Annotated in this window: 22 protein-coding genes; 9 read left to right on the top strand and 13 right to left on the bottom strand. The window is 66.4% G+C overall.

What is annotated here, in order from left to right:
* The first annotated feature begins 9 nt into the window (after window positions 1-9).
* Together QMG86_RS17245 and QMG86_RS17240 are read left to right on the top strand one after the other, a co-directional pair.
* Window positions 10-477 (top strand): RDD family protein, encoded by a 468-nt coding sequence (locus tag QMG86_RS17245; protein WP_281873301.1) that lies wholly within the window; start codon window positions 10-12, stop codon window positions 475-477.
* Between the two features lie 219 nt (window positions 478-696).
* Window positions 697-2,091: an MFS transporter gene (locus QMG86_RS17240; RefSeq protein WP_281873299.1), complete on the top strand. Its 1,395-nt coding sequence runs from the start codon at window positions 697-699 to the stop codon at window positions 2,089-2,091.
* Between the two features lie 113 nt (window positions 2,092-2,204).
* On the opposite strand, the gene QMG86_RS17235 is transcribed toward QMG86_RS17240, so the two are convergent.
* Window positions 2,205-2,540, bottom strand: coding sequence for a hypothetical protein (locus QMG86_RS17235; protein WP_281873298.1), 336 nt, complete (start codon window positions 2,538-2,540; stop codon window positions 2,205-2,207).
* Window positions 2,541-3,062: 522 nt separating this feature from the next.
* Here QMG86_RS17235 and QMG86_RS17230 point away from each other — a divergent pair.
* The 6 genes from QMG86_RS17230 to QMG86_RS17205 all read left to right on the top strand — a co-directional run bounded on the left by QMG86_RS17230 (window position 3,063) and on the right by QMG86_RS17205 (window position 13,434).
* Window positions 3,063-6,647, top strand: coding sequence for a PLL family lectin (locus tag QMG86_RS17230; RefSeq protein WP_281873297.1), 3,585 nt, complete (start codon window positions 3,063-3,065; stop codon window positions 6,645-6,647).
* Window positions 6,648-6,741: 94 nt separating this feature from the next.
* Window positions 6,742-10,332: a hypothetical protein gene (locus QMG86_RS17225; RefSeq protein ID WP_281873296.1), complete on the top strand. Its 3,591-nt coding sequence runs from the start codon at window positions 6,742-6,744 to the stop codon at window positions 10,330-10,332.
* Window positions 10,322-11,167, top strand: coding sequence for a hypothetical protein (locus QMG86_RS17220; protein ID WP_281873294.1), 846 nt, complete (start codon window positions 10,322-10,324; stop codon window positions 11,165-11,167). Before QMG86_RS17225 ends, QMG86_RS17220 begins: the two co-directional genes overlap by 11 nt.
* Before the next feature lie 127 nt (window positions 11,168-11,294).
* Complete coding sequence (locus tag QMG86_RS17215; protein WP_281873292.1) at window positions 11,295-12,182, top strand: hypothetical protein; 888 nt, start codon at window positions 11,295-11,297, stop codon at window positions 12,180-12,182.
* A 117-nt stretch (window positions 12,183-12,299) separates the two neighbouring features.
* A complete protein-coding gene (locus QMG86_RS17210; protein WP_281873290.1) occupies window positions 12,300-13,031 on the top strand; it encodes a hypothetical protein in 732 nt (243 codons plus the stop codon).
* A gap of 31 nt (window positions 13,032-13,062) precedes the next feature.
* The gene (locus QMG86_RS17205) at window positions 13,063-13,434 is read left to right on the top strand and encodes a hypothetical protein (protein ID WP_281873288.1); all 372 of its coding nucleotides are present in this window, start codon (window positions 13,063-13,065) and stop codon (window positions 13,432-13,434) included.
* 7 nt (window positions 13,435-13,441) lie between these two features.
* Here QMG86_RS17205 and QMG86_RS17200 read toward each other — a convergent pair whose 3' ends face one another.
* The gene (locus QMG86_RS17200) at window positions 13,442-14,290 is read right to left on the bottom strand and encodes a trypsin-like serine peptidase (protein ID WP_281873286.1); all 849 of its coding nucleotides are present in this window, start codon (window positions 14,288-14,290) and stop codon (window positions 13,442-13,444) included.
* Between the two features lie 333 nt (window positions 14,291-14,623).
* Here QMG86_RS17200 and QMG86_RS17195 point away from each other — a divergent pair, with 333 nt between their 5' ends.
* Complete coding sequence (locus QMG86_RS17195) at window positions 14,624-15,250, top strand: HD domain-containing protein (protein WP_281873284.1); 627 nt, start codon at window positions 14,624-14,626, stop codon at window positions 15,248-15,250.
* Between the two features lie 41 nt (window positions 15,251-15,291).
* Here the strand turns inward: QMG86_RS17195 and QMG86_RS17190 are convergent, their stop codons facing one another.
* The 11 genes from QMG86_RS17190 to QMG86_RS17140 all read right to left on the bottom strand — a co-directional run bounded on the left by QMG86_RS17190 (window position 15,292) and on the right by QMG86_RS17140 (window position 25,259).
* Window positions 15,292-15,918 (bottom strand): TetR/AcrR family transcriptional regulator, encoded by a 627-nt coding sequence (locus tag QMG86_RS17190; RefSeq protein ID WP_281873282.1) that lies wholly within the window; start codon window positions 15,916-15,918, stop codon window positions 15,292-15,294.
* 15 nt (window positions 15,919-15,933) lie between these two features.
* On the bottom strand, window positions 15,934-16,935 hold the full coding sequence (locus QMG86_RS17185; RefSeq protein WP_281873280.1) for an NADP-dependent oxidoreductase: 1,002 nt from the start codon (window positions 16,933-16,935) through the stop codon (window positions 15,934-15,936).
* A gap of 52 nt (window positions 16,936-16,987) precedes the next feature.
* Window positions 16,988-17,440 (bottom strand): MaoC family dehydratase, encoded by a 453-nt coding sequence (locus tag QMG86_RS17180; RefSeq protein ID WP_281873279.1) that lies wholly within the window; start codon window positions 17,438-17,440, stop codon window positions 16,988-16,990.
* 17 nt (window positions 17,441-17,457) lie between these two features.
* Window positions 17,458-18,219 (bottom strand): 3-oxoacyl-ACP reductase FabG, encoded by a 762-nt coding sequence (fabG, locus tag QMG86_RS17175; RefSeq protein ID WP_281873277.1) that lies wholly within the window; start codon window positions 18,217-18,219, stop codon window positions 17,458-17,460.
* Between the two features lie 38 nt (window positions 18,220-18,257).
* The gene (locus QMG86_RS17170) at window positions 18,258-19,241 is read right to left on the bottom strand and encodes an NADPH:quinone oxidoreductase family protein (protein ID WP_281873275.1); all 984 of its coding nucleotides are present in this window, start codon (window positions 19,239-19,241) and stop codon (window positions 18,258-18,260) included.
* A gap of 10 nt (window positions 19,242-19,251) precedes the next feature.
* On the bottom strand, window positions 19,252-20,007 hold the full coding sequence (locus QMG86_RS17165; RefSeq protein WP_281873274.1) for an SDR family oxidoreductase: 756 nt from the start codon (window positions 20,005-20,007) through the stop codon (window positions 19,252-19,254).
* A 24-nt stretch (window positions 20,008-20,031) separates the two neighbouring features.
* Window positions 20,032-21,249: an acetyl-CoA C-acetyltransferase gene (locus QMG86_RS17160; RefSeq protein WP_281873273.1), complete on the bottom strand. Its 1,218-nt coding sequence runs from the start codon at window positions 21,247-21,249 to the stop codon at window positions 20,032-20,034.
* 265 nt (window positions 21,250-21,514) lie between these two features.
* Window positions 21,515-22,966: a dihydrolipoyl dehydrogenase family protein gene (locus QMG86_RS17155; RefSeq protein ID WP_281873271.1), complete on the bottom strand. Its 1,452-nt coding sequence runs from the start codon at window positions 22,964-22,966 to the stop codon at window positions 21,515-21,517.
* A 22-nt stretch (window positions 22,967-22,988) separates the two neighbouring features.
* A complete protein-coding gene (locus tag QMG86_RS17150; protein WP_281880999.1) occupies window positions 22,989-23,426 on the bottom strand; it encodes a VOC family protein in 438 nt (145 codons plus the stop codon).
* Window positions 23,427-23,457: 31 nt separating this feature from the next.
* Window positions 23,458-24,315 carry an alpha/beta fold hydrolase gene (locus tag QMG86_RS17145; RefSeq protein WP_281873268.1) on the bottom strand — a complete coding sequence of 286 codons (858 nt, stop codon included), beginning with the start codon at window positions 24,313-24,315 and terminating at the stop codon, window positions 23,458-23,460.
* 20 nt (window positions 24,316-24,335) lie between these two features.
* Window positions 24,336-25,259, bottom strand: a complete 924-nt coding sequence (locus QMG86_RS17140; protein WP_281873265.1) for an alpha/beta hydrolase — start codon at window positions 25,257-25,259, stop codon at window positions 24,336-24,338.
* Window positions 25,260-25,309 lie beyond the last annotated feature (50 nt).

Raw genomic sequence — 25,309 nt, 5'->3', positions numbered from 1 at the left:
ATACGTCGCGTGAACGCAACACGCCCCGGTCCTGACCGAAGCCGATCCCGCGACCAGGCGCCTGCGCCGCGGGCCGCTGTTCCGGACGAGGCGGGGGAGAACCGCCTCGCCCTGGCCGCGACGACCGACGCCTTGATAGCGCTGGTCATCGGATTCGCCTTGTCGCAACGCGTCTTTCACGCTTTCGACGGTGTCGCGGAATTCCTGGGCGCGTTCGTTCCGTGCGTGCTCGCGGTGTCGTTCGCCAACCACGTACTCGGCACACTGCTGCTGCGTGGCAGTTTCGCGAAACTGCTGTTCGGAATGCGGGTAGTGCGATGGAAGGACGGCCGGCGTCCACGTTTATGGCAGACGGTCGCACGATGGTTGTTCGGGTTCGTGGTGATCGGGCTGCAGTACCTGCTCGAAGGCGCGAGCGTAGGCCAAGCCTGCGGATTGCGCACGGTGCGCCGACGCGACCAGCGCCACCCGGCGTAGGAATCAGCGCCGCGCCATCGAGGTCGCTGCGCCGCATGCGATCGTCGGCACCCAGAGCTACGATCGTGCGCCGCGCTCCAGCACTCGGAGCGGTCCCACTCGACACGGTGCGAGATCAAATTTTCGCGCTTGCCCGCACCATGGATGCCCCCGACGACGGCGACGATCGCGTCGTTTTCCCGCCGGACTCTTGGGCGCGGTGCTCCTAGCGTCGGTGCGATGGAAACTGATCCGACGCCAGACGCACAGGGCGCCGCGCTGCGGACACCCGTCGTTTGGTTCATGGCGCTGGCGGCCGCGCTCGGCACCGCCACAATCTATCCGCTGCAACCGGCCATCGCGGAAGTCGCCGGTTCGCTGCACGCCTCACTCACGGTGGTCGGCACGGCCCTGGCGTGCGGGTCGCTCGGCTATCTGGTGGGACTGGCGCTACTGGTACCGCTGGTCGACCGGTTCCCGCCGCGGAGGGTGTTGTCGGCACAGTTCGGTACCCTTGCCATCGCTCTGGCGGCGGGCGCGATGGTCGGTTCGGCCTGGCTGCTCGGCTTGGTAGTCGGCCTGATCGGAGCGGGATCATCGGTCGGTGCGCAATTGAGCTCGATCGCCGGACGTCTCGCGCAACCACGGCGGCGGGCCTCGGTTCTGGGAGTCGTGACGGCGGGCATTTCGGCGGGGATCCTCGCGGGCCGGATCGTCGGCGGGTGGATGACGGATGCGATCAGCTGGCGCGGAACGCTTTTCGCGTTCGCAGTGGCATGCGCGGTTGTCGCGGTCACCGCCTGGTTCACGCTGCCCGCCGTAGCGGGCAATGCGACCGGGGGTTATCTGGCGACGGTGCGCGGACTTCCCGGGTTACACGGCCGATATCCGACGCTGCGCCTGGCGGCCGGTCGCGGTGCCCTCTGGTTCTTCGCCTTCTGCACGATCTGGGCCGGACTCCCGGTCGCGCTGTCCCAGCCGCCGTTCTCGTACTCACCCGAACGGATCGGCCTGTACGCCTTCGCCGGACTGCTCGGTGTCGCCGCCACTCGCATCTCGGGGGCGTGGACCGATCGCATCGGCGCGCGGCGAGTGATCGTTATCGGGCTCGTGCTCGCCATCGCCGCCTCGGCAGCGCTGGGCGCTTTTCTGTCGAATACCGTCGTAACCCTCGTTTGCCTCGGTCTTTTCGACGCCGGACTATTCGCGGCCCAGGTAGCCAACCAGAGCACGGTCCTCGCCATCGACCCGGGCGCCCCAGCGCGCTTCAACAGCGCCTACATGATCGTCTACTTCATCGGCGGCAGCTTCGGCGCCGCGTCCGGCGCAGCCGCCGTCGGCTGGTTCGGTTGGCCCGCCACCGCCGCCCTCGCCGCCGCGGCCATCGCAGCCGCCATGGCGGTCACCCTGACCACTCCCCGCACCGGATCCGCTCTCCGGGCACCTACGTCCTCGGATGCCGAATCGGCTGGTTCCACCGAGGTTGCCCCATCGGCACCGGTCGAAGTCCCTGGCCGGACTCGGCGTTCGGCAAGCGCGGTGCTCGTAGCGATTCGATACCACTCCGCGGCGCACGCTATTGCCTATGGCTGTAGGCGTCGGAATGGCCGCTGCTGCCGGTTCGGCCATGGATGAAGCACCATCGCGGTCACTCGGAGCGCTCTGTGTTGCAGCCGAACGCGCCTGGCCCTGCGACCGCGCGTCGCTGCAACGGATGGCTACCGGGCAGCAGCGACTCCGATCGTCGGTCAGTAGAACAACAACCCCCAGAACTTGCCATTCTGTGCGGCGGTTACGAATTCTCCCGCTTGCGAGATCGGATCACTGTTTGCAAGAGTAACCAGAGGGCCCAAGTCGTTATAGGGTCCCAATACGTGCCAAGTCTTGGCGAGCCTCAGTGCCACTGTGCGCTTCTTCTCTTCAACCGCGTCTTGCACGGAAGAATGCTTGCTTTCTTCAGGTGCGTAAACGTCGCTCATCGCAGTGCTCCTTTTCCACAGGGATCCGCTGCCCAGCATGCGGACCGTGATTTCACAGTGCTGGACATCGGCCAGCACCTTTTCGACCATCTGGCGAAGCGCCATGCATCCTGAGGGTGCCCTCTCCGATCGAGATATCAGACATCGCAGTCTCTCCGCCAGTGGTGCGTCCACATGGATAGCCGGACCATGATCCGCGTCGACTATCATCTTCCTCTGCGCCCAGCGCGGGTGCCAGCCTGCTTGCTACCCTATTTGCCAGAACGTTGCTTACTGACAAAATGAGTAGTCTGATACTCAGGTGAAATTTCGGCACTTCACTGACTGGCCGTCTCGGCTTCTTGCTCGATGTGCGGATCCGTGTGCTGGCGAGCGGTGACTGCGCAAGCACCAAGATTGCGACCGCAGCCCGGCAGCAGAGCCCCGCCACCGCGGTGGATGATACGTACGTCGACGTCGAGCCGTTGTAGTGCGGCCGAGCCGCGCCGGTCGTCGACGAACGAGGTGGGGTTCGGTAGGCAATCGCGAATTCGAGTAGGCGACTTCTCGATGCCTCGTGCATCAGCGGACTCATACTGTTGCTGATTAGTAGCCGGTAGGGCTGCAATTTAGGAGCAGTGGGGCCTCATGATGAAACACGCGATCGATGCACTGGCCGCCTGCTGCCGCAAGCCGGGTACGGTCGACTTGTTTGTAGGCGACGAGCAGGGCGTGATCTGGTACCGCCCTGGGCGTGTCGAGGCAGCTACCTCTCAACCGATCTGGAGTAGTTGGGTGCAGCTCGGTCGGCCGCCGATGCCGGGCACGGCGGCACCCGGAGCCGACTGGCTCAGCGTCACTTCCTCGGGCACGGATCGCATCGAGCTGTTCGCCCGTTCCGGGGCGAAGGTGTACCACCGGCGATTCGCCGGCGGCGCCTGGACCCCGAACTGGACATCCCGGACTCTCCCAGACAACAACGTTACGTCCGGATTCGCGACGGCAGCGACGGATCCCGACGACCTTCACATCATCTACACCGTCGGTGCGGAGGTCGTGCATTGGCGACTCGAGAACAATTCGCGTATCCGGATGCAAGGTGGACCGTCGCGGCGGCTGCGCACGATACCCATTTCGGGCGGATTCGAGCTGTATGTGACGAATCCGGCCAATCCGCCCGGAAGTCGTTACCGTCGTAGGCGGTACACGGGGTCTTGGGGGACGCCGTCGGATCTGGACGCTCCTCCCCTGTTGGATCGCCCGTTCTCGGACACCTTCGCGGCGTCGGCGAATCAACTGATGCTGGCCCCAGGCCGAGACCAGCGCCTGTGGGTTCGAACGGTTGCGACCGCTCTGTGGCGGGACATGGGCGGCATCATCACCTCCGACGGCGATCGGTACGACATCCTCGCCGCCGCGGCCACCAGTAGTACACGCACCGACATCTTCGCCTTGTGGGCCCCGGCGGGTCTGGTGCATCGCCGCTACGATTCCGCGCTCGGGGATCTGCATGATTCGCGTGCCTGGTCGCCGTGGCAGCTGGTGGATACCTGGGCAGGCCCACTCGCCGGGTACACGCTGCTGCGGCCCGACGACCTGCTGCATGTCCGCGTGGAAGACAGTGGTTTCCGACGCGGCGTGAACGGGCACGGCGCGCCGGAGCTGATCGCAGAGGAAAACGCCCGTCTGGATGTCGATTTCCCTCCGCAGCACATGGCCGAAGAGGCCAGCGAGGCCAGTCAAGCGCGCTCAGCCGGCCCGTCACGGCTGCGGTTCAAAATTGCTCCAGGCACAGTCGTACCCCTGTCTGTGCAAGGCGTGCTCGACACGATGACCGCCCGCGAACTCTCGCCCCCAGAGGGTCAACCGGACTCTGGTTCGGTGCTGGAACTGCCGTGGCGGTTGCTGATGACGCTGCCCTCGGGAGGTAGGTGCGCCCCGGCACCGCTGCCGGTGAAAAGCGCAGGCGGTGTTACCGGGTTGTGGCACTGCCAGATCCTCAATCGAGCCGGAGGTCCGGTGGTGTCCCTGCGCCCGTTCCGGGCCCTGCACCGCCAGAACACCTTTCAGAAAACGCCGTTGGATGCGGGTAACGAGACGGTGGACAGGATCGTGGAGAGGGCAGCCCAACTGCCGGTCACTGCGAACCGGCTGATCCTCAGTAGTCTGGGCGCCTGGTTCTCGCTGACCGCAGAGTTCGGCGGCGCTCCGGAACTCAAATGGAGCCACCGCGCGGCGATGGGCCGCGACTACTACGTCCGCGTCGTCAAAAGCGGGCGACTGTTCCCATTCGGGCACCGTGTCGTGCATATCGAGACATTCGAGCGTGTCTTCAGACCCGACATGCTCGGTGATCAGACCAGTCACCCCGCGGCGCTGCAGGTGAAGCATACGTTGGTCATCACCGAGCCGGTGCGCGACTTCGGCGGCGGTGCGGGCGGTAGCCACGAGCGGGCGTTCCCATTCCAGCAGGTGAGCTTCGCCGGCCAGCTGACATGGGAAGTCGACGGCCCGCCGGAGGGCAAACAGATGTTCTGGCCGCAGCAATACGGCGACCCGATCTACTTCGCACTGATCCTGCGGGCAGGGCGGGAGACCGTCGAGGCCACGTTGCCGCTGCTGTTCGTGACCGACGGGACTCCGGCAGGAGTCCAGAAATTGGACGACGAGTACAAGCAAGGACCCCCGAACGTGCCAGGACGACCGGCGGCGCGCATCGACCGCGCCATTCCGCTGCTGGTGACTTCCGGCGCCAACGGCCATGAGCCGGTGAGCGACTCCATTCAGCATGTGCTCACTGCCGAGTTCGGCATCGGCCAGGCACCCAACGGCACCCATCCGAAGGTCTCCCAGCTGAAGGTGGCACTGCCGGCTCTGCAGAAGCTGATCGGCGCCAAGGCGCCGGGAGAAATCCGCGCGACGTTGAGCGCACAGGTATTGAGCGACCCCAATGCGACCGTCCTGCTCGACCTTGTGGACACCCCGAAGATCGACTTCGCCGATGCCGGCGCGGCGACCGGTGCGGTGGCCACACCAACCATGCCCGCCGTGAACGGCGTCGCCCGCGACCGCGGACCGATTGTCAAGCCTCCGTCCGGTAAACCTTATCCGAGCCCTGCCGCGTTGTTCAGCGACGACGCCACCCTGTTCGGTGTCATCAAATTGAACAAGCTGATCCAGGCGGTCACCGATCAACCCGCCATCAGCTGGCGCAACGGGGCGCCCCGGCTGCACTGGTCCCAACAGCTGTACGGCGCGGCGGCCAAACCGGTCGACCCGTTCGTACCGGGCCCTACCTCGACGTTGAGCCTTGACGCGGGCCCGGATGAGACCAAGGGCCGTGTGACGGACTTCTCGCTGAACATTCCCGATCGCGCACGACAGGTCGTGGTCATCGAGCTGAACGAAGTAGCCTTCACAAGCCGGTCGGCTGGTCCGACCGCACGACCCACCGTCACCGTCGACGTGCGTAGAGTCAGCCTCGACGGCGCTTTGCGCTTCGTTCGGACGCTGCAATCGTTCATGTTGAAATCCGGTGCTGGACCACAAGTTTCGGTTCTGCCGACAGCGGTCGCGGTGCGCTATGTGGCGGCCGTGCCTGCCGTCTCGGTCGGGGTCTTCAACTTGACGAATCTGGCGATCGAGGCCGGTGTCACGCTGTCTTTGGTCAACAAGCCGCTCACCATCGATTTCAAGTTCGCTACCCGGCAGCGGCCGTTCCTGGTCACGGTGTCGGGTCTCGGGGGCGGCGGTTACCTCGAGCTGGCAGTGGCTGCCGGTGGTCAACCAGATGGATTGACCAAGTTGGTAGGAGGCATCGAGTTCGGCGCCAGTGTCGCGGTGGACTTCGCCATAGTGGCAGCCGAAGTCCACGTCTTCGGTGGGATCGTGTTCGTCTACGACGGTCGCGTCAGCATCACCGGATACCTGCGCATCGGCGGCAGCATCGACCTGCTCGGGCTGGCCAGGGTGGCCGTGGAACTCACCCTCAGCCTCACCTACACCCCGAACAGGCTGGAAGGATCCGCCAAACTCGTTGTCGTCATCGACCTGACACTGTGGTCGGCAAGCTTCGAACTCACCTGCCGCAAGAGCTTCGCGGGCCCCGACATGCTGGCGCCGGAGCGAGTCGCCATTGCTGCGTCACCGGCGTCGTCAGTGGCGGCCACGCTGGGTCCGGTGGGAAATTCCTATCCCTGGCGGACATACTGCCGGGCGTTCGCAGGAGAATGACATGGAGCCTGCCGTCGTACTGAGTCGACAGTTCGTCTGGACCGCAATTCCTGCGGGCCGCATCATTCCACGCCTGGGCCGACAGGTGGGGGTGGTGTCAGTGCTGCTCACCCCGCGCTTGTCCGGGCCGAGTGGCGCACCGTTGACATTGAAAAGCTTCGGGCTGGACACATGGCCGAAGTGGCTCGACAACACCGGCTTTGCGTTCACCTGCGGCGGTGCTGAGGTGGAGCCCGGGAAGGTGCAACGCATTCCGCACGGCTTCACCCTCCAGCAACAGCTGTCGGCGTGGACCGCGGTGTTCGGCGCGAGTATGACCGTGAGACCGTATCGGGCCGCGTCCTATGCCGGGAGGCCGATCCGTGTTTTCCCGGCGGCGGCTGCGGTGACGGAAGTTCGGAATGCCTACCGCGCCACGGGCAGAGCCTATGCCCGGTATTCGGCGCCCGGCAGCGAAGAGCAGCTGAACCGCGCGCTGGCCGAAGCGACGGCGGAATGGCAGGGCAGCCTGGCCGCCGACGAGACCGAGGACGGCGGGAGAGTGCGGTCCTCGGCGCTCGATCAGGCATTCGCCTTCTACCAGCGTGATCGCGACGTAACGCCGTTGGAGCCGCGCCTGGACACGGTCGACGACCAGCGCGAATTCCACACCACAGTGGCGCAATTAGCTGACCATCCAGTTCTGCTGCGGGCGCTGGGTCTGCTACTGGACTTCGGCATCGACGCGACCGTGCTAAACGGGCAGAAGGTTCTCAGCGTCCGCCCGATGTGGTCGACCGCCGAACCTCCGGGGTGGACGAATACCGGCCTTGCGGACGATCCCACACGGCCGGACCTCTCACCGTCCACCGCATACGTCGTGACCGGTACGCGCTTCGTCCCCGACCCCACCGGCAGCCCGATCGCCAACGGAGTGTTGGCGATCGGAAGCGCCGGACTCGCCGAGGAGGCCGGAGCCCGCTTCGCATCACTGGCGTTCGACATCGACGGTGCCGCGCTGCGCATGGTCGGTGCGGGCCGCGCCGATCGCCGCGACGCCCGCGCTGTGGCAGGAAATCTGCCGGCCCTGCGATCGGCAGGTGTGGCGCTGGTCGACCGGGGCCGTGCGAGCGCCATGCGCGAACGAATGAGTCGCAGCGCGGCAACATCGGCGGATCTGCTTGCGCAGCCCCTGCTGGCCGGAGACCTGGTGGGCGGGTACCGCATCGACATCCAGGACGCCGCCACGTGGTTGTCCACCTGTCAGCGGCGCGTGAGCTACACCGTCGGCGGGCAACCCCTGGGCTCAGCGGTACTGGAGGAAGGCTACATCCGCCCTGACGCGCTGACCACCGGTGGCGGTCCACACGACGCGTTGTACGTCCATGAACTGGTGGCGCGATGGGACGGATACAGCACTGCCGTGCAGCGGCCCGGCCGCGCGGTACCTACCGGCGACTCGATGCCGCCCACGCCGGCTGATCCGCCCTTCCGAGTCAGCGACAAGGTCGAGCCGGGCAGCCTGCCGCGACTGCGGTTCGGCCGCAGGTACCACATGCGCGTGCGCATCGCCGACCTCGCCGGCGGAGGTCTCGGGCCGAACGAGCTGCTGCCCGCGGACAACGTACAGTCACTGGAATTCCCACACCAGCGATTCGAACCCATCCCACCGCCGGAGATCCTTCCCGGTGCCGGCCTGGCCGCTGGAGAGGCGCTGGACAGGATGGTCGTCGACGTCACTCGTACCACCGCACGCCGTCACCTGGTCTGCCCGTCCGCGTCGCTGGAATTGGCGCTGCAGCATTCCGTCTTCGATGCGGCGCTGGGTCCGCAGGCCACCGACCAGCAAATCGACGAATTCTTCGCGATCGCCACGCGCGCGGATAAGACGGCGACAGATATCCCGGGCGCTCGTCTGGAGGGAACCGGAGATGCTCGTTACGTCGTGGTCCCCAGCGACACGATGAACGCTCCATGGCTGCCCGATCCGGGCGCCCAGCGCGTGGTCATCGCGGTGAAACGCCGTCCGCCGGATCCGGACGGCGATCCGCTGCCTGTCATTCACGGCATCCCCACCCGGCCGGTGTGGGCTTCGTGGCCCGATCGGCCGGCCATTCGGTTGGATCTCGTGGCCGTCGAATCCGGCTGCAAGGCAACAACCTCAGCGGACCACAGGGTTGTCAGAGTGGAGCTGGGCCGCGCAGAGCAGCTCACATTGAACATTCTCTCGACGATGAACCCGGACGACGTCGGCAAGTTCGGCATCGCGAGCTGGATCAGCGCCGGGCTTGCCGAGGACGACGTGGCGCGCGGCATCGCAGACAACGGGAACGCGTTGGTGACCCCGCCCCGCGAACTCACTGTGGTGCACGCGGTACAGAAGCCGCTCGCCGCACCGACCGGGAACTTGGACGCACGGCGCACCACGGCGGGCACCGACGCCGTGCTGGTTACCTCGGGCCTCAACGTGCATATCCCGAGTACCGGGCGCCTGGAGATCAGCGCCGCCTGGACGGACCCCGACCAGACCCCCGGCCAAGGCCCCGGCGGCACGACTCGCACCGTCGCGCTGGGTAGCTTCACCGTCGGGCAAACACTGCGGGACAAGGCTTTACCGGTGATCAGGCACGAGTTCGCCGATACCCGGCGCCGCAAAATCACCTACACGGTGACCGCGGTGTCGCGTTTCGAAGACTGCTACCCCGGCGCATCCGCCGCGGCGTGCCGGGTGGTCGCACCATTCAAGGTGGATGTGCCGAGCACCGCGCGCCCTCCGGCGCCGGATGTCTCGCACTGTGTGCCTTCCTTCCACTGGTCGACCGATGTCACGGCCGACGGCAAGGTGCGTCGGCTGCGCCGCGGTGGGCGTATACGGGTATACCTGCGACCACCGTGGTATGTGACCGGCGCCGAGGAGATGCTGGCGGTCCTGATCAGCCCGTTTTCTACGACGGGCGTCGAGGTGCCCCCCGACTGTAGTTTCGTCGGCCGTGACCCGGTGTGGCTGGGAAGTGCCATCCCGACGTTATTGATGGCGCAACACCTCTCCGCGCCTGTGACTTTTACCGCCGACAGCGCCCAGAGCCCTGCCCACCCCGGTGCGGCCTACCCGGTGGAGTCCGACAGCGCGGCCCGGCGCTGGTACGCCGACGTGGACCTGTCGCCCTACCCGGGCCGAGCGTACTGCCCGTTCGTCCGATTGGCATTGGCCCGCTACCAGGCCCGCACCACGGACACGAGGAAACTGGCGCTTTCGGAGGTGACGCGAACCGAGCCGATTCAATTGCTGCCCGATCGGCAGCTGGAGATCACGCCGGACACCGCAAACCAGCAGTTGAAGCTTCGGCTTACCGGGGTGGGCCCGGTGGCGCCACGCGACCGCAGCGTCGTCACCGCCGAAGTGCAGGTCTACGACGACGATTCCGGGCAACCGCCGTCCGGGCAAGCCGCCTCGGAGGTGATCGGCAGCCCAGGGTGGATCACCGTGGTCACCGCGAGCGACAAATTGAACAACACCTTCGGCATCCACGTCCCCGACGCCGGCGGACGGCCCCGTCGCATCGTGCTCACCGAAGCCGAAAGCTATCCGCCCCCACCGGATTCCGGATCCCCCGTAGACGGGCCGGCGCGGCTGATCTACGCCGACATCATCGCCATCGGCCCCAGCGGCCAACTCGACACAAGGAACATCAGCCATGTCGACTGAGTTCTACCCGGCCGGCTGGACCACACCACACCAGTTGGCAAGCCAGCATTCGGCTCGGTTCACCTTCACCGTCTCAGCCGAAGAGGGATCCCATTTCGTCCGGGTCGCGATGCGCCCTGACCGGGGCGACGTCCTCACATTCCGCTTACAGGCCGGATCGGGGGAACCGGTGGAACTGGGCGAAGGGCAGTGGGTCGACGTGTTCGAGGAAGGATACCCGGAACCAGCGGGGGAGGCTTCGGTCACCGCCGAGGACAACGGACTGCACCTCATCGAGATCCAACCCAACAGCACCGGACTCGACTGGACCCTGACGATCGATAACACCGACCAAAACGTGGTTTCGGTCAGTGCGGTCGCAGGCGATTCCGAGCACGCGACGTCGGTGCCTTGGCTCCACCTGGTAGGCGAACGCGGATTCATCAACCCCAATCTGCCACCCGCTACGGTCATCAATTCGGGTACCGCCACTCTGTGGATCGATGAGCCCATCGGAGCGCCTCTCGGCATGCCGGACTCTCCGTATGTGCTACGCGATCGGCCCTCCGAGTTGAAGCCGGGCGCTGTGGGCAGCCTCGAGGTGGAATGCGTTATCGGCTTCCCGACAATCGCATACCCCCACGGACCACCGGTGATCACTCACCAGTTGCAGTGCAACGACACCGATCCGGAGCACACACTACTCACGATCTTGCTGGTAGAACCAGAGCTGCCGCACAACAAATGCCACGCTCCAGGGTGTGACTGCCGCGAGTATGAACCAGGTGGCGTCTGGGGGGATCCCACAAGGTGCCGGAACTGTGGGCATGACCCACACACTCATTTCGGTGAATAGGAGGAGGCACCGAACACCTGTGAAAGCTCCGACGAAACAGACGGATTGTCCGAAACCCGCTCAGAGCTGCCGCATCGAATCGTGACCGCGAAGACTTGATGATCCCCCGAGACATGGGAGGCCAGCGATGGATATCTTGTTCATCTTATTCCCCGACGACTGGCAGAGCAGTCCCAAGGAATTACCTGCCGGAGACAGTGTTTCAGTCGTTTTCCCCGCAAGAGCACCGATGGGAGTAATCCACATCCGGATCGGGGTGCGTGACGTCGATCCCGAGCTGATGACGCTTTCCCTACAGGCCGGCGTGGGCGCACTGTTCGAGTTGAGTGCGGGAGCCACCGTCGACGTGCTCGACGAGAACGAAGATCCGGATCAGCCGGCGGGCACGGCCTCCGTGGTCGATGAGGGGCACGGGGTCTACCACATCGAGATCATCTTCAACGTCCAAGACCAGCAGTGGACGCTGTTCGTAGAAAACTCTGCCGACACCAGCGCGAGCATCAATGTCGCGGCTGCCGGCACCGACGATCCCGATAGTGACACCCTACGGCCATGGATCGATCTGCCCAAAGGGAAGATAATCCTGAAATCGCACGGATTTCAGGCTGCGCCGGAGAGTGCGGAGATTCGGTTCCGCAACTGCGGAACCGCCACGCTCAAGATTACCCAGAGTCCAGGTCAGCCACTACCGGGCGACATATTCGAGCTCGAATCCGTCGAGCCCGATGTTGTCGAGCCCGGAGAGGAAGGGAAGCTCGTCTTCCGAGTGCTGGACGGCAAAGTGGGACTGCTCGACCACAAAATCGAATGTAATGACAAAGACGACGGTCACAGACGAATCCAAATCGAGCGAGAGGAACCGAAAGCACCTCCGCAGCCGTGGGGCCCGTGTAATACGTGCATTTCACGCCCCCCAGGGCAACCGAAGTGCAGCACGTTCCTCGGCGATCCCATCAGCTTGAATAGCCTTTGCGAGAGGGAGTATTGCCGCCACAAACTGATCGCTCATTCTTGACCGTGGTTCGCCGGCCCCGCCTGTGGGAGTCGGCGCTGCACCGCGATCCCGAAGACCCAAAGCTGCGGTGAGACCGCCGTCATTCGACCGGCGGTGCGGCAACGTAGGAGATCTGTCATGGCTGTCGAACTATTTCCAGAAGGCTGGAACGCCCCGTGGAGCATACCGGCGAGAGGCACCGCCGAGTTCGCGTTCACCGCGCGGGGGTGCGACACATTACATGTGCGGGTGGCGGTGCGGCCGGCGGGCTCGTCGGCGCTGACGATGTCGGTTCGGGCCGACGGCGGCCGATTGGTCGAGCTATCCGACGCTCCTGTCGAACTGTTCGACGGCGCAGATACAAAGAATCCAGCCGGGACCGCGTTCGTTGAAGACGAGAGTCATGGTGTCCACCGCATTTTCATAGAACTCAACCGCGCCGGCCGGCAGTGGATATTTTCGGTCGACAACACCGGCGACGCCCCAGTCAGTATGAACGCGGTAGCCGCGGGCACCGATGATGAAGCGATGCGGCCTTGGATCGCAGTGTCGCAGGAGTTTCGGATCGCAGAGAGTTGCGAGCGGTCGATTCCCAGCGGCGTCAGCGTCCACTTCTGCAACTGGGGCACCGGAACTCTTGTCATCGATCAGGACAATGCCCCAGGGGCCGAGGGTAAGTACATGCTCGAAAATGTCGACCCTGATCGCGTAGAGCCCGGCGGAACCGGCACGCTTACTTGGGCGATCGTTACGGAAGATGGTGCGAGCGCCCGGCAAACGATCAAATGCAACGATCCCGACACAAGTCACACGCTCATTCGACTGGCCGCGGACGCACCGTACTCACCAGATCGACGGCTCGGTCCGTGACCGCGATGTGAATCAACGAAAGGACTGTGCGATGGATCCCGCGCTACTGCCGGATGAATTGCGTGCCGATCGCAGGCTGCACGTTTCGGCGGCCGACTACCCGCTCCGGCAAGTCAATCCTGTCACCGGCTACCGTACTTCGCTGTACCGAGCAGGCCGCGACGCGGACTTTCTTGGATGGATTCATCTAGTGAATGGCAATACGACCGCAGGCTACATCTACATCCAGCGTCCCCTGTTCGGTCCCGCTCTCGGAGACAGCCGTTATGTCATCATGGATGTGCTTCCGGAACTCCTCGGCCCACTGCTGAAAATTTTACAAAGTGATGAACCACTCCAGATCAGTTTCTATCAGGGATCGGCGGATGCCGAAGCATCTTCATTCCTGGAACATAAGGCGTAGCAGCTCGTCAGGCGTTCTTCACCGCTCTATAGAGATCGAATGTGTAATTGTTGAAGACCGGCCCCCATTGCGCGTCCGGATTGCTTGCGTACCTGGCGGAATTGTTGCCCATGACGATACTGCCGACAGTCCAGGCTCCACCGCTGCTACCGCCATCCATCGGATTACCGAGCATCTGGATGACGCCGCCCGACTTCGTGCCCCTCGTGCCATCGACCCGGTGCATTACTTGCCCCATGGCGTATCCTTTGGGATAGCCCATACTCGTCCAGCCGGGCTCGCTCTCCAACGTCTTCATGCCCAACGCCCCCTCGCTGGAACCGGCTGTCCTGAGAAATGCATAGTCATACTGAAGCCTGGGCGATGTTCCACCGACCCAGAGATCCATAGTGCCCGCGTAGGTGATCGCGTACTTCGTTGCGTAGTTGCCGTTCTTGTAACCACGGTAGAAAACCAGATTACTATTCCACCCACCGGTCTTGAAGTCTCGTACATTATGGGCGGCGGTAAGCAGTATATTCAGTTCGGCGACAAACTGTGCGGTGCCGTAGCGTGTCTGACCGTCACTGTAATCCTCGAAGACGAGTATCCCGCCATATCGATATGGGGAGACCGCCAAATCGGCCTCTGTCGGCGCCGTGCGTGGACCGATGAAGGATCTACTCGAACTCTCGTTCTCGGACTGCTCCTCTGGCTCCTCTTTCGTGATCTCGGCCAGTTCTTCCTCCGACACCCGTGGCATGGGAACAGGGGTCGCTTCGCGGAACAGGCGTCTCTCATCCGACGCTTCCAGGGCTTCGGCCCAGCGGGGATCAATTTCGTGCACTTCGCTCCGGGGCTGACGCTTGGATGCCATTGTCTCCACCCTTCTGTGCTGCCGACGTCGTTCATTCGAAGGCCATCGCTGGGGCTGTTTCTCGAGGCGGCCTCAGCCCGGCCGGTTCAGCAACATGTCCGCTACGATCCATGATGCGCTCCTCGGATGCCGGGATCAAGCGACCGCCGGAACTGAAATGGCGGGCGGAATATGCTGTCGACAAAACCGCCCAGAAGACCAGTTCGCTGCCTTTGTGTCGAATATCGATCAGGCAGTTCTTTGCGGTTTTCACTATTCGGGCACCGCTGTCGGGGGTATTCGACCCCCCGAATCCGCCGTGCCCGATGTTGTGAAACGCCGTATTGTCGAAGCATGGGCGTTCTGGACGATCTCGTGATGCCTGACACGGCCGCGTCATCGGCTGCCTTGGAGGTGGTCTCCGCTTACCAGTCCGCCGCCTTGCTGAACCACTCGCGCCGCGTCTACGTCTGGGCGGCTGCCTACGGCAGCCGGCAGGGCATCCGATACGACGCCGAGTTGCTGTTCACGGCCGCGATGCTCCACGACATCGGCCTGGTGCCGGAGTTCGACAGCCACACCGTCCCCTTCGAGGAGGCCGGTGGCCATGTCGCCCGGGTGTTCGCCGCCGGCGCCGGTTGGCCGAGCGAGCGCCGCGAACGCCTCGGCGAAGTCATCGCCAGACATATGGAGCCTGACGTGGACGTGGCCGACGACCCTGAGGGTCACTTGCTGTCGCGGGCGGCTGCGGTGGACATCGTGGGAATGAACATCGATGATTTCAGCCCCGCGTTCCGTGCCGAAGTACTCCAGCGGTACCCCCGCCTCGGGCTCGCCGACGAGTTCCTTGCCTGCTTCCAGGCCCAAGCCGACCGGAAGACCGGCAGCTCCGCCGCCCGTGCGATGCAGTCCGGCCTCGCCGCCAGGATGGCGGCGAATCCCCTCGGGGCCGGTTCCGAGCCGACGTCCGAAGAAATTTAGTGGGCAGTAGCTGCGCTCCGGAGGTGATCATCCTGAGATCGTCACGATCGAGCGGAGTCGGGGTGACCCGGCCGCCGACCGCCCACGATTCGTAGCGCGAGGTCCGCGTAGTAGTCGCCGATGTCCTCCGGTGACCAGGAACCACCCTCGTGATACCAGCGCGCGATATCAATTCCCAGCGAGAGCAGAGCGGTCGCGGCCATATGGATGTTCGAGTTCTCGAACACCCCGGCGGCCGCCCCGCGCTCGATCAGGCTCCGGACCTCTCCCTCGATCGCACGCCGGGTTTCCTTGATCTCCTGTTGATGTTCCGGGCTCAGAGCGGCGAGCTCGTAGTTGATGATCCGGGCGACGGTATGGGCGCGTGCGTGATGGATCGTGAACTCCCTCATCACGGCGACCAGTTGCTCGGCGGGGTCCTGTGCCGAAGCGATGGCAGCGCGGACGCGCTCCAGGGTGTCCAGGTGACCGGCGTGCGAGATCTGGTAGAGCAGCTCTTCCTTGGAACGGTGGTACACGTAGATCGCCCCCGTGCTCACTCCGGCGATCGATGTGATGTCGCGCGTCGTCGAGCCGTGGAAGCCGCGTTCGGCGAAGGCGACCACCGCCGCCTCGAGCAGCCGCGCACGGGTCTGGTCCGCGCGCGAGCGGTCCTCTGTATCGGTCACCTGGACAGTATGGCGCTACACGGCGAGCACGAGTTTGCCGGTGTTGGCACCTGTGAACAGCATGTTCAAGGTTTCACCGAAGCGGGCGACGCCGCCGTCCACGACATGCTCCCTGCTCTTGATCCTGCCCTCGGCCAGCCAACCGGAGATCTCCCCGACCGCCTCACCGTAACGATCCGCATAGTCGAAAACGACGAAGCCCGTCATAGACGCCCGGTGAACCAGCAGCGACATATACCGCGAAGGCCCCGGAGGGAGCTTCTCCGCGTTGTAGGCCGAGATCGCACCGCAGATGACGATGCGGGCGCCACGCCGGAGGTTGGCGAGCGCGGCATCGAGGATGTCACCGCCGACGTTGTCGAAATAGAGGTCGATCCCCTGCGGAGCGACCTCCCGCAGGCGCAGCAGGACGTTCTCACTCCGATAGTCGACGGCCGCATCGAAGCCGAGTTCCTCGGTCAGCATCCGGCACTTCTCAGCCCCGCCGGCGATCCCGATCACTCTCGCACCTTTGATCTTCGCGATCTGACCGGCGATGCTGCCGACGGCACCTGCGGCCGCGGAGACCACCACCGTGTCTCCGGCTCGCAGTGCGCCGACCTCGAGCAAGCCGAAATAGGCTGTCATTCCCGGCATTCCGAGCGTACCCAGCCAGGTCGGACCGCCCGCCGAACGCAAATCGACCTTGTGCACCCCCCGGCCGTCATGGATGGCGTATTCGGTCACGCCGAAAGTTCCGCTGACGGCGTCGCCGACGGCGAAGTCCGGATGCGTCGACTCGACGACGGTCGCGATATCCAGCGCCCGCATGACCTCCCCGACACCGACCGGCGGGACATAGGAGCGCACGTCGTTCAGCCACCCGCGCATGGCCGGATCGAGCGAGATGAAGTCCACCTTGACCAGGATCTGGCCCGGGGACAGCGCGGGCAGTTCCTCGGTTGTCAGGTTCCATGTGCCCGCGTCGGGCAGCCCCGAAGGCCGTTTCGCCAGCCGCACCTGCTGGGTAGTCGTCACGTGATCTCCTCTTGTTCGCCGAACAGATTGGGGCCGAGTTCCGGATCGGCCATCACGGCACCAGCACCGCGACCGTCTCGGCCACACACGCGGGCTTGTCCGAGCCCTCGAGCTCCACCGTCACTCGGATCACCGCCTGCGACCCGATCGTGCCCGGCACGAGCGAAACCAGCTCGACACCGGCTCGGATCCGGGAGCCGGCCGGGACCGGAGCCGGGAATCGCACCTTGTCGGTGCCGTAGTTGACGCCCATCGACAAGCCCCGCACCGCATACACCTGTCCGGCCAGCATCGGCACCATCGAGAGGGTGAGAAACCCGTGTGCGACGGTGGTGCCGAACGGTCCGGCGGCGGCTTTCGCGGGATCCACATGGATCCATTGATGATCCCCGGTGGCATCGGCGAAGCGATCGATCTGTTCCTGGGTCACCGCGTGCCAATCGCTGTATCCGAGGTGGGTCCCGACTGCGGACTCCAGCTCGGACAGGCCCTGAAATACCCGCACAGCTCTCCTTCCTCGGTTCAGTTCCGCGGGCCGCCGGCCACGTAGATCACCTGGCCGGACACGAATCCGGCGCCCTCGCTCACCAGGAACGACACGGTGTGCGCGATGTCGGCGGGAGTGCCGGTACGAGCGACCGGAATCTGGGCGGCCATCGCCGTCTCGAGTTCCTCGAAGGGAATGTTCATCCGGGCGGCCGTGGCCGCGGTCATCTCCGTCTCGATGAAACCCGGGGCGACCGCGTTCGCGGTGACGCCGAACTTCCCGAGTTCGAGCGCGAGCGTCTTGGTGAATCCCTGCAGCCCGGCCTTGGCGGCCGCGTAGTTGGCCTGGCCGCGGTTGCCGAGTGCCGACGTGCTGGACAGATTCACGATGCGACCCCACTTCTGCTCGATCATGTGCGCCTGCACCGCCCGAGCCAGCAGGAACGACCCCCGCAGGTGCACGTTCAGGACGGCATCCCAGTCGTCGACACTCATCTTGAACAGCAGATTGTCGCGCAGGATCCCGGCGTTGTTGACCAGCACCGTCGGTGCGCCGAGATCGGCGGCCACCCGATCGACCGCCCGGGTGACGGCGGCCTCGTCGGAAACATCGACACCGACCGCGAGCGCGCGGCCACCGGCCGACTCGATCTCGTCGACGACCGTCGTGCAGGCGGTCTCGTCCAGGTCGAGCACGGCTACGGCCATACCGTCAGCGGCCAGCCGCCGGGCGACAGCGGCGCCGATTCCGCGGGCGGCGCCGGTGACGACCGCGGTCCGCTGGGTCGGATCGGTCATGGATACTCCTCGAAGATGTGATCGGAAATTACTGGAGTTCAGGGCGTGTAGACCACGCGGCCGACGGTCTTGCCGTCCGCGAGTCGCTGCACGGCGTCGGCGATGTCCGCCAGTCCCAGCCGGGCACTGACCAGGGGACGGATCGCACCGTCGGCGGCAAGTGCGGTCAGCGCGCGGTGGCATTCGGCGACGGCGGCCGGGTCCTGGGTGTTGTACAAACCCCAGTGCAGACCGAGGATCGAATAGTTCTTGATCAGCGCGTGATTCAATGCGGCGGTCTGAATCTCGCCGCCGGCGAATCCGACCACTACGATGCGGCCTTCGAAGGCGACGCATTTCGTGGATCGCTGGTACACCTCGCCGCCGACCGGGTCGTAGATCACGTCGGCACCACGACCGCCGGTCACGTCCTTGACGACCTCGACGAAGTCCCGCTGGTGCCGATCGATGACCACGTCGGCGCCCAACTCCTCGGCGTAGGCTGCTTTTTCGGCACCGCCGACGACCCCGATCACCCGGGCGCCGGCGGCCTTGCCGAGCTGGATAGCCGCGCTGCCCACGCCACCTGCCGCGGCATGCACCAGCAGGGTCTCGCCCGCTGACAATCCGGCGCGCCGATGCAACCCGAACCAGCCGGTCTGGTAGCCGATGAACAGCGAGGCCGCCTGCGCGTCATCCAACGACGGCGGCGCGGGGAAGGTCTGGGCGGCCTCCAGCACGGCGAATTCCGCGAAACCACCGTGGGGCAGCGCCGCGCCCCCGAGCACCCGGTCACCGACAGCGATCCCGGTCACGTCGGCACCGAGGGCCACCACTTCGCCGCACAATTCGACGCCTGGCGTGAACGGCAACGGCGGCCGCACCTGATAGCGGCCGCGGCACATCAGTACGTCGGGGAAGTTCGCCGCGGCACCGGAGACCCGCACGACAACCTGGCTCGGGCCGGGCTCCGGAACTCCCACCTCATCGAGCCGCAGCACCGCGCCCGGTTCGCCCAGCGAGTGGACTCGCCATGCCTTCATCCGCGCCATGTCAGACCCCACCGGTCAGCGTGACGCCGCCGTCCACGACCAGCAACTGCCCCGTCAACCAGCTCGCGTCGTCGGAGAGCAGGAACGCCACCACACTGCCGATGTCCTCGGGCACGCCGAGCCGCTTGAGCGGGTAGGCCGCGGCGACCTCATCCTCCCTGCCGTCGTAGAGAGCGGTGGCGAACTTCGTCTTCACCACCGCCGGGGCGACGGCGTTGACGCGCAGGTGCGGGCCGAGTTCGACCGCGAGTTCCTGGGTGATGTGCGTGAGCATCGCCTTGCTCGAACCGTAGAAGCCGATGCCCGGCGCGGGCTTGAGGCCGGCGACCGACGACACGTTCACGATCGCGCCTCCGAAGTCCTTCATCCACGCCCGGTACGTCTGCTGCACCCACGACAGCGCGGCCAGGCAGTTGACCTCGACGATCTTGCGGGCCACGTCCAGCGGCAGATCGACCATCGGCCCGAACGCAGGGTTGATCCCGGTGTTGTTGACGAGGAGATCGGCGCTGCCGAAGGTGTCGATCGCGCGCGCCACGGTCTCCGCCTGGTGATCGACGTCATCGGCACGGCCCGCGACGGCCAGCGCACGGTCCGGCCCACCGAGTGTTTTCACCGCTTCGTCCAGGGCGTCCTGTTTGCGGGCGGTGATCACGACTCTCGCCCCCTCGTCCACCAAGCGCTGTGCGATGCCGAGCCCGATGCCTCGGCTCGCGCCGGTGACAATCGCTGTCTTGCCGTCGAATCTGTTCATCAATGCGTCCCTTCGTGGAGTCAGCGGTTACGAGAGGCGCTCGAGCACCATCGCCATGCCCTGACCGCCGCCGACGCACATCGTTTCCAAACCGATCTGCTTGTCATGGAACTGCAGGGAGTTGATCAGGGTGCTGGTGATGCGGGCGCCGGTCATGCCGAACGGGTGACCGACCGCGATCGAGCCGCCGTTGATGTTGAGCTTGTCGAAGTCGACGCCCAGCTCACGCGCCGAGGGAATGACCTGGGCGGCGAACGCTTCGTTGATTTCGACCAGGTCGACGTCGTCGATGGTCATCCCGGCCCGGGCCAGCGCTTGCTTCGACGCCTCCACCGGTCCCAGGCCCATGATCTCGGGCGACAGCGCGCTGACTCCGGTCGCCACGATCCGAGCCAGCGGCGTCACGCCGAGTTCGGCGGCCTTGGTGTCGGACATGATCACGACCGCGGCCGCGCCGTCGTTGAGCGGGCAGCAGTTGGCGGCCGTCACCGTCCCGTCGGGCCGGAATACCGGCTTCAGTTCGGCGACCTTCTCCAGGGTGACTCCGGGCCGCGGGCCATCGTCCTTGGCGACGACACTGCCGTCGGGCAGGGTGACGGCGGTGATGTCGCGCTCCCAGAATCCGTTGGCGAGGGCGGCTTCGGCGAGGTTCTGGCTGCGGACACCGAAAGCGTCCTGTTCGGCACGGCTCACGCCGCACAGTTGCGCCACGTTCTCCGCGGTCTGCCCCATCGCGATATAGACGTCGGGCAGGAGACCTTCCGTGCGCGGGTCGGTCCAGATCTCGCCTCCCGCGGCGAATTTCTCGGTCCGGCGCCCCGCGTCGGCGAATACCGGGTTCTGGGTGTCGGGCACGCCGTCGGCATTGCCCTTCACGTAGCGGCTCACGGTTTCCACACCGGCGGAGAGGAACACGTCGCCCTCGCCGGCTCGGATCGCGTGCAGCGCCATCCGGGTCGTCTGCAAACTCGACGAGCAGTACCGGTTGACCGTTGTGCCGGGCACCCGATCCAGCCCGGCCAGAATCGCCACCACCCGAGCGAGATTGAAGCCCGACTCGCCGGCGGGCTGGCCACACCCGAGCATCAAATCGTCGATGCCGTTCGGGCCGAGTGCGGGCACCTTCGCCAGCGCGGCCCGGACGATCTGCGCCCCCAAGTCGTCGGGCCGGAGATCCCGCAGGGAACCCTTGCCTGCGCGACCGATCGGTGACCGGGCGACAGAGACGATGACGGCTTCGGGCATGACTGCGAACCTCTCGAGCAAGTTACTGAGCGCTTGTTAACCTCCCGACACCATGCTGGACGGACCGGCGGTGGTCAATACGTCACTGGCGATTCGAGCTGTGACACAGGGCACATTTCGTCCCGGCTGCTGCTCGGACGGCTCAGCGGGCGGTTCGAGGGCCGGTGGGATCGGCCACCGATAGAGCGACTCACGCCGGTATTTCGAGTCCGAACGTCGACCACCGGCCGCGGACATGTCGCGGCCGGTGGTGGCGGAGAACGGGTCAGCGCCGCTGGTCGCGATAGGTCTCCAGCAGGCGCAACCACACCTCGCTGATGGTGGGGAAGGGCGGGACGGCATGCCAGAGCCGGTCGATCGGGATCTCGCCGGTGATCGCGACGGTGGCCGAGTGCAGCAGTTCGGCCACGCCCGCGCCGGCGAACGTGGCGCCGACCACCACGTGCCGGTCCGGGTCCACGAGGATCCGCGCGCGGCCCCGATAGCCGGGAGTGTGCTGCACCGCCCCGGCGACGCGGCCGATGTCGTAGTCGACCACGTCGACCTTCCGCCCGGAGCGCTCCGCGTCCTCGGTGGTGAGGCCGACGGCGGCGATCTCCGGGTCGGTGAACACCACCTGCGGTACCGCCACCCGGTCGGCGGTGCCCGTGTGCCGCCCCCATGGACCTGTCTCGAGGGCGAGTCCGCGGGCCCGGTCCGCGATGACGGCGCCCGCGATCCGTGCTTGGTACTTGCCCTGGTGGGTGAGCAGCGCGCGGTGGTTGACATCGCCGACCGCATAGAGCCAGTCCCCGCCTGCCGCGGTCACGGTGAAGGTGTCGTCGGTGTCGAGCCACTGCCCAGGCGTGAGGCCGACGGTCTCGAGTCCGATGTCCTCGGTGCGAGGTGCGCGCCCCGTCGCCAGCAGCAGTTCGTCGGCGATGATCCGGCTGCCGTCGCCGAGCGTGAGGTGCACACCGTCGTCCGGTCCGCCCGCCCGTTCGGCGTGCGTGATGGTGGTGCCGAACCGCAGCTCGGCGCCCGCCGCGCGCAGCCGGTCGGCGACCAGCTCCGCGGCGAAGGGCTCGACGCGGGGGAGCAGCCGGGACTCGCGGGCGACGACCGTCACCTGCGCCCCCAGCGTCTGCCACGCCGTGGCCATCTCGGCAGCCACCACGCCCGCGCCCAGCACGACCAGCCGGCCGGGCACCGCGCGGGCGCTGGTGGCCTCCCGGCTCGTCCAGGCGCGCACCGTGTCCAGCCCTGGCAGCGGCGGCAACGCCGCGCGGGTGCCGGTGCAGACGGCCACCGCGTGCCGGGCCTCGAGGTCCAGCGTCGCGCCGCCCGAGGTCTCGACCGTCACCCGGCGCGCGCCGGTGATCCGCCCGTGCCCGCGCACCAGGGCGATGCCCGCGGAGCCGAGCCAGCCGACCTGGTCGCGGTCGTCCCAGTCGGCGGACATGCGATCGCGGTGTGCCAAGACGGCCGCGGCGTCGAGGGGCCGGGTGAGCGCCGCGGCGACGCCGGGAACCCGGCGGGCCTCCGCGTGCAGCAAGGCGGGCCGCAGCAGCGCCTTGCTGGGTTCGCAAGCCCAATAAGAGCATTCGCCGCCGACCAGCTCGGCTTCGACGATGACGGTGCGCAGTCCGGCTGCGCTGGTTCGGTCGGCCACGTTCTCGCCGACCGGGCCTGCCCCGAGGACCACGACGTCGTAGGTCCGAGAGTTCTCGTCTGTCATGGCAGTGCTTTCGTCTCGCTCGTCAGCGGCCGGGTGCCCGCTGGGTGACTTCCTGCAGGAACCAGCTGTTGCCGTCGGGGTCGTGGAAGGCTGCGAAGGAGCCGTAGCTGGCGCGTTGCGGGTGCGCCCCGGGGACACGCTGCGCGGTGCCCGCGTGGTGGAACACTCCGGTGGCATCGCGGAACGGCCCCTCGACCTCGACGCCGCGTTCGCGCAACTCCGCGATCGACCGCTCGATATCGGTGACGACCAAGTGCAGCCCGTGCAGCGTGCCGGGCGACGCGGCCGCCACGCCGGTGCCGAAGATGATCGAGGCTTCCGAACCCGGCGGCGTCACTTGGACGACCCGGTACCCCTCGTCCACCGTGAAGTCGGCGTCGAGGCGGAACCCGAGCCCGGTGTAGAAGTCCTTCGCGCGGTCGACGTCGGCGACGGGCAGCACGACGACTTCCAGTTTCATGTCCACGATTGCGGCTCTCCTGTTCTCGTGGTTATCGGCGCGCACCCTGGGCGGCCTGTTCGATGACGTCGGCGACGACGCCGGGATGGGAGACGGCCACCGAATGCGAGGCGGCCACTTCGGTGACGTGGGCGTGGGCGCGTTCGGCCATGAAGCGCTGGGCCGCGACGGGAATGTTGCGGTCCTCGGTGGTGATCACGTCCCAGGTGGGCTTGTCGGTCCAGGCCGCCGCCGTGGCGGGCTCCTCGAGCGCGGACTGCGCGATGGGGCGTTGGGTAGCTGCCATGAGGGCCGCGCGATCGGTGTCGACGTCGGCGGCGAACTGGTCGTGGAACGCGTCCTGCCGGATGTAGAGGTCCTCGCCCGGCGTACCGCCGGCCCCGGTGATCGGAATCCGGCCCAGGGCGGCGGGCAGGGTCGATCCGGGGAAGCGGCCGGTCAGGTCGAGCGCCGTCTCCCCGGGTGCGGGCAGGAATGCCGCTACGTAGACGAGCGCCGCGACCTGGGGATTGCCTGCTGCCGCCGCGCTGATCACCGAGCCGCCGTAGGAGTGGCCGACCAGGACGACGGGTCCGTCGATGGTGCCGAGCAAGGCCTCGAGCGCGGCGGCGTCGGCGGCGGGGCCGCGCAGCGGATTCGCCGCCGCCACAACGTGATACCGGTCGTGGGTGAGGCGCTCGATGACCTCGTTCCAGCTCGAACCGTCGGCGAAGGCCCCGTGTTCGAGGACGATGGTCGGTCTCGGCGCGTCCGGCGTGGGGCCGGCGTGGGTGGTGGTGCTCGCCGTGCACGCCACGGCCAGTGCGCCCCCGGCCACGACGGCCGTCAGCGCGGTCACCACGCGAGCGACCCGGTGGATACGGACGCCGCGGCGTCGGGTGTCTTTCATGATGGCCTCTCTCGGATGTGTCAGGCGGGCAGGCGCAGGCTGTGGTCGAAGAAGGCGGTGAGCTCATCGACGACCGGGCCGACGTAGCGTTCGTCGTCGTACAGGTCGACGTGGCTGGCGCCCTCCACCCAGTGGATGCGTCTCGGTCCCACCGCTGCCTGGAACGCCTCGACCGCCATCCACGCGGTGACGGCGCGGCGGCCGACGACCATCAGCAGTGGGCGCGCGCCGATGAGCGGCACCGCGGTGAAGGCGTCGAAGAACGCCATCCGGTCCACGCTGGCCCAGTCGAAGAACCGCGCTGCCCGGGGATGCTCGCCGCGCGCGGTGCGGTAGTAGTCGAAGCCCTCCGCGCCGTGCTCGCCGCCGATCGCGTACGCCTGCTCGACGGTTTCTGGGAACAGGTAGAGCGGATCAGGCCTGCCGCCTGCGGCGGCGATGGTGCGCGCCCGCGCCGCGGCGTCGAGCATGCCCTGGAAGACGGCGGGGTCCTGGGTTCCGTCGGCGCCGAGCCGGAACTGCCGGGCGATGTCCACGCCGCTGACGGTCGCGATCGCCTTGATCCGGCGATCACCACCGGCCGCGCTGAGGGCGTAGCCGCCGGAGGCGCAGATGCCGAGCACGCCGATGCGTTCGCCGTCCACCTCGGAACGGGTGGTCAAGTAGGAGACGGCGGCCTTGATGTCCTCGACGCGGTGCGCCGGATCCTCCAGGCCGCGTGGCTCACCACCGCTCTCACCCTGGTAGGCGGCGTCGAAGGCCAGCGTCAGGTAACCCCGTTCGGCGAGGCGTGCGGCATACAAGCCCGCCGATTGTTCCTTGACGGCGGTGCCCGGATGGCCGACGACGACCGCGGGCAGTGCGGTCGAGCCGGTCTCCGGGGAGTACAGGTGCCCGGCGAGAGTGATTCCGGCGCTGTCGAATTCGATGCGGGTCCGAGTCATCGGAAGCTCCGTTCAGTGCGGGCCGTGGTCATGAGGTTGCTCCTGGGCGT

Origin of the sequence: Nocardia sputorum (assembly GCF_027924405.1) — a bacterium.
GTDB classification, from domain to species: domain Bacteria; phylum Actinomycetota; class Actinomycetes; order Mycobacteriales; family Mycobacteriaceae; genus Nocardia; species Nocardia sputorum.
This window is presented reverse-complemented; position numbering and strand designations above follow the sequence as displayed.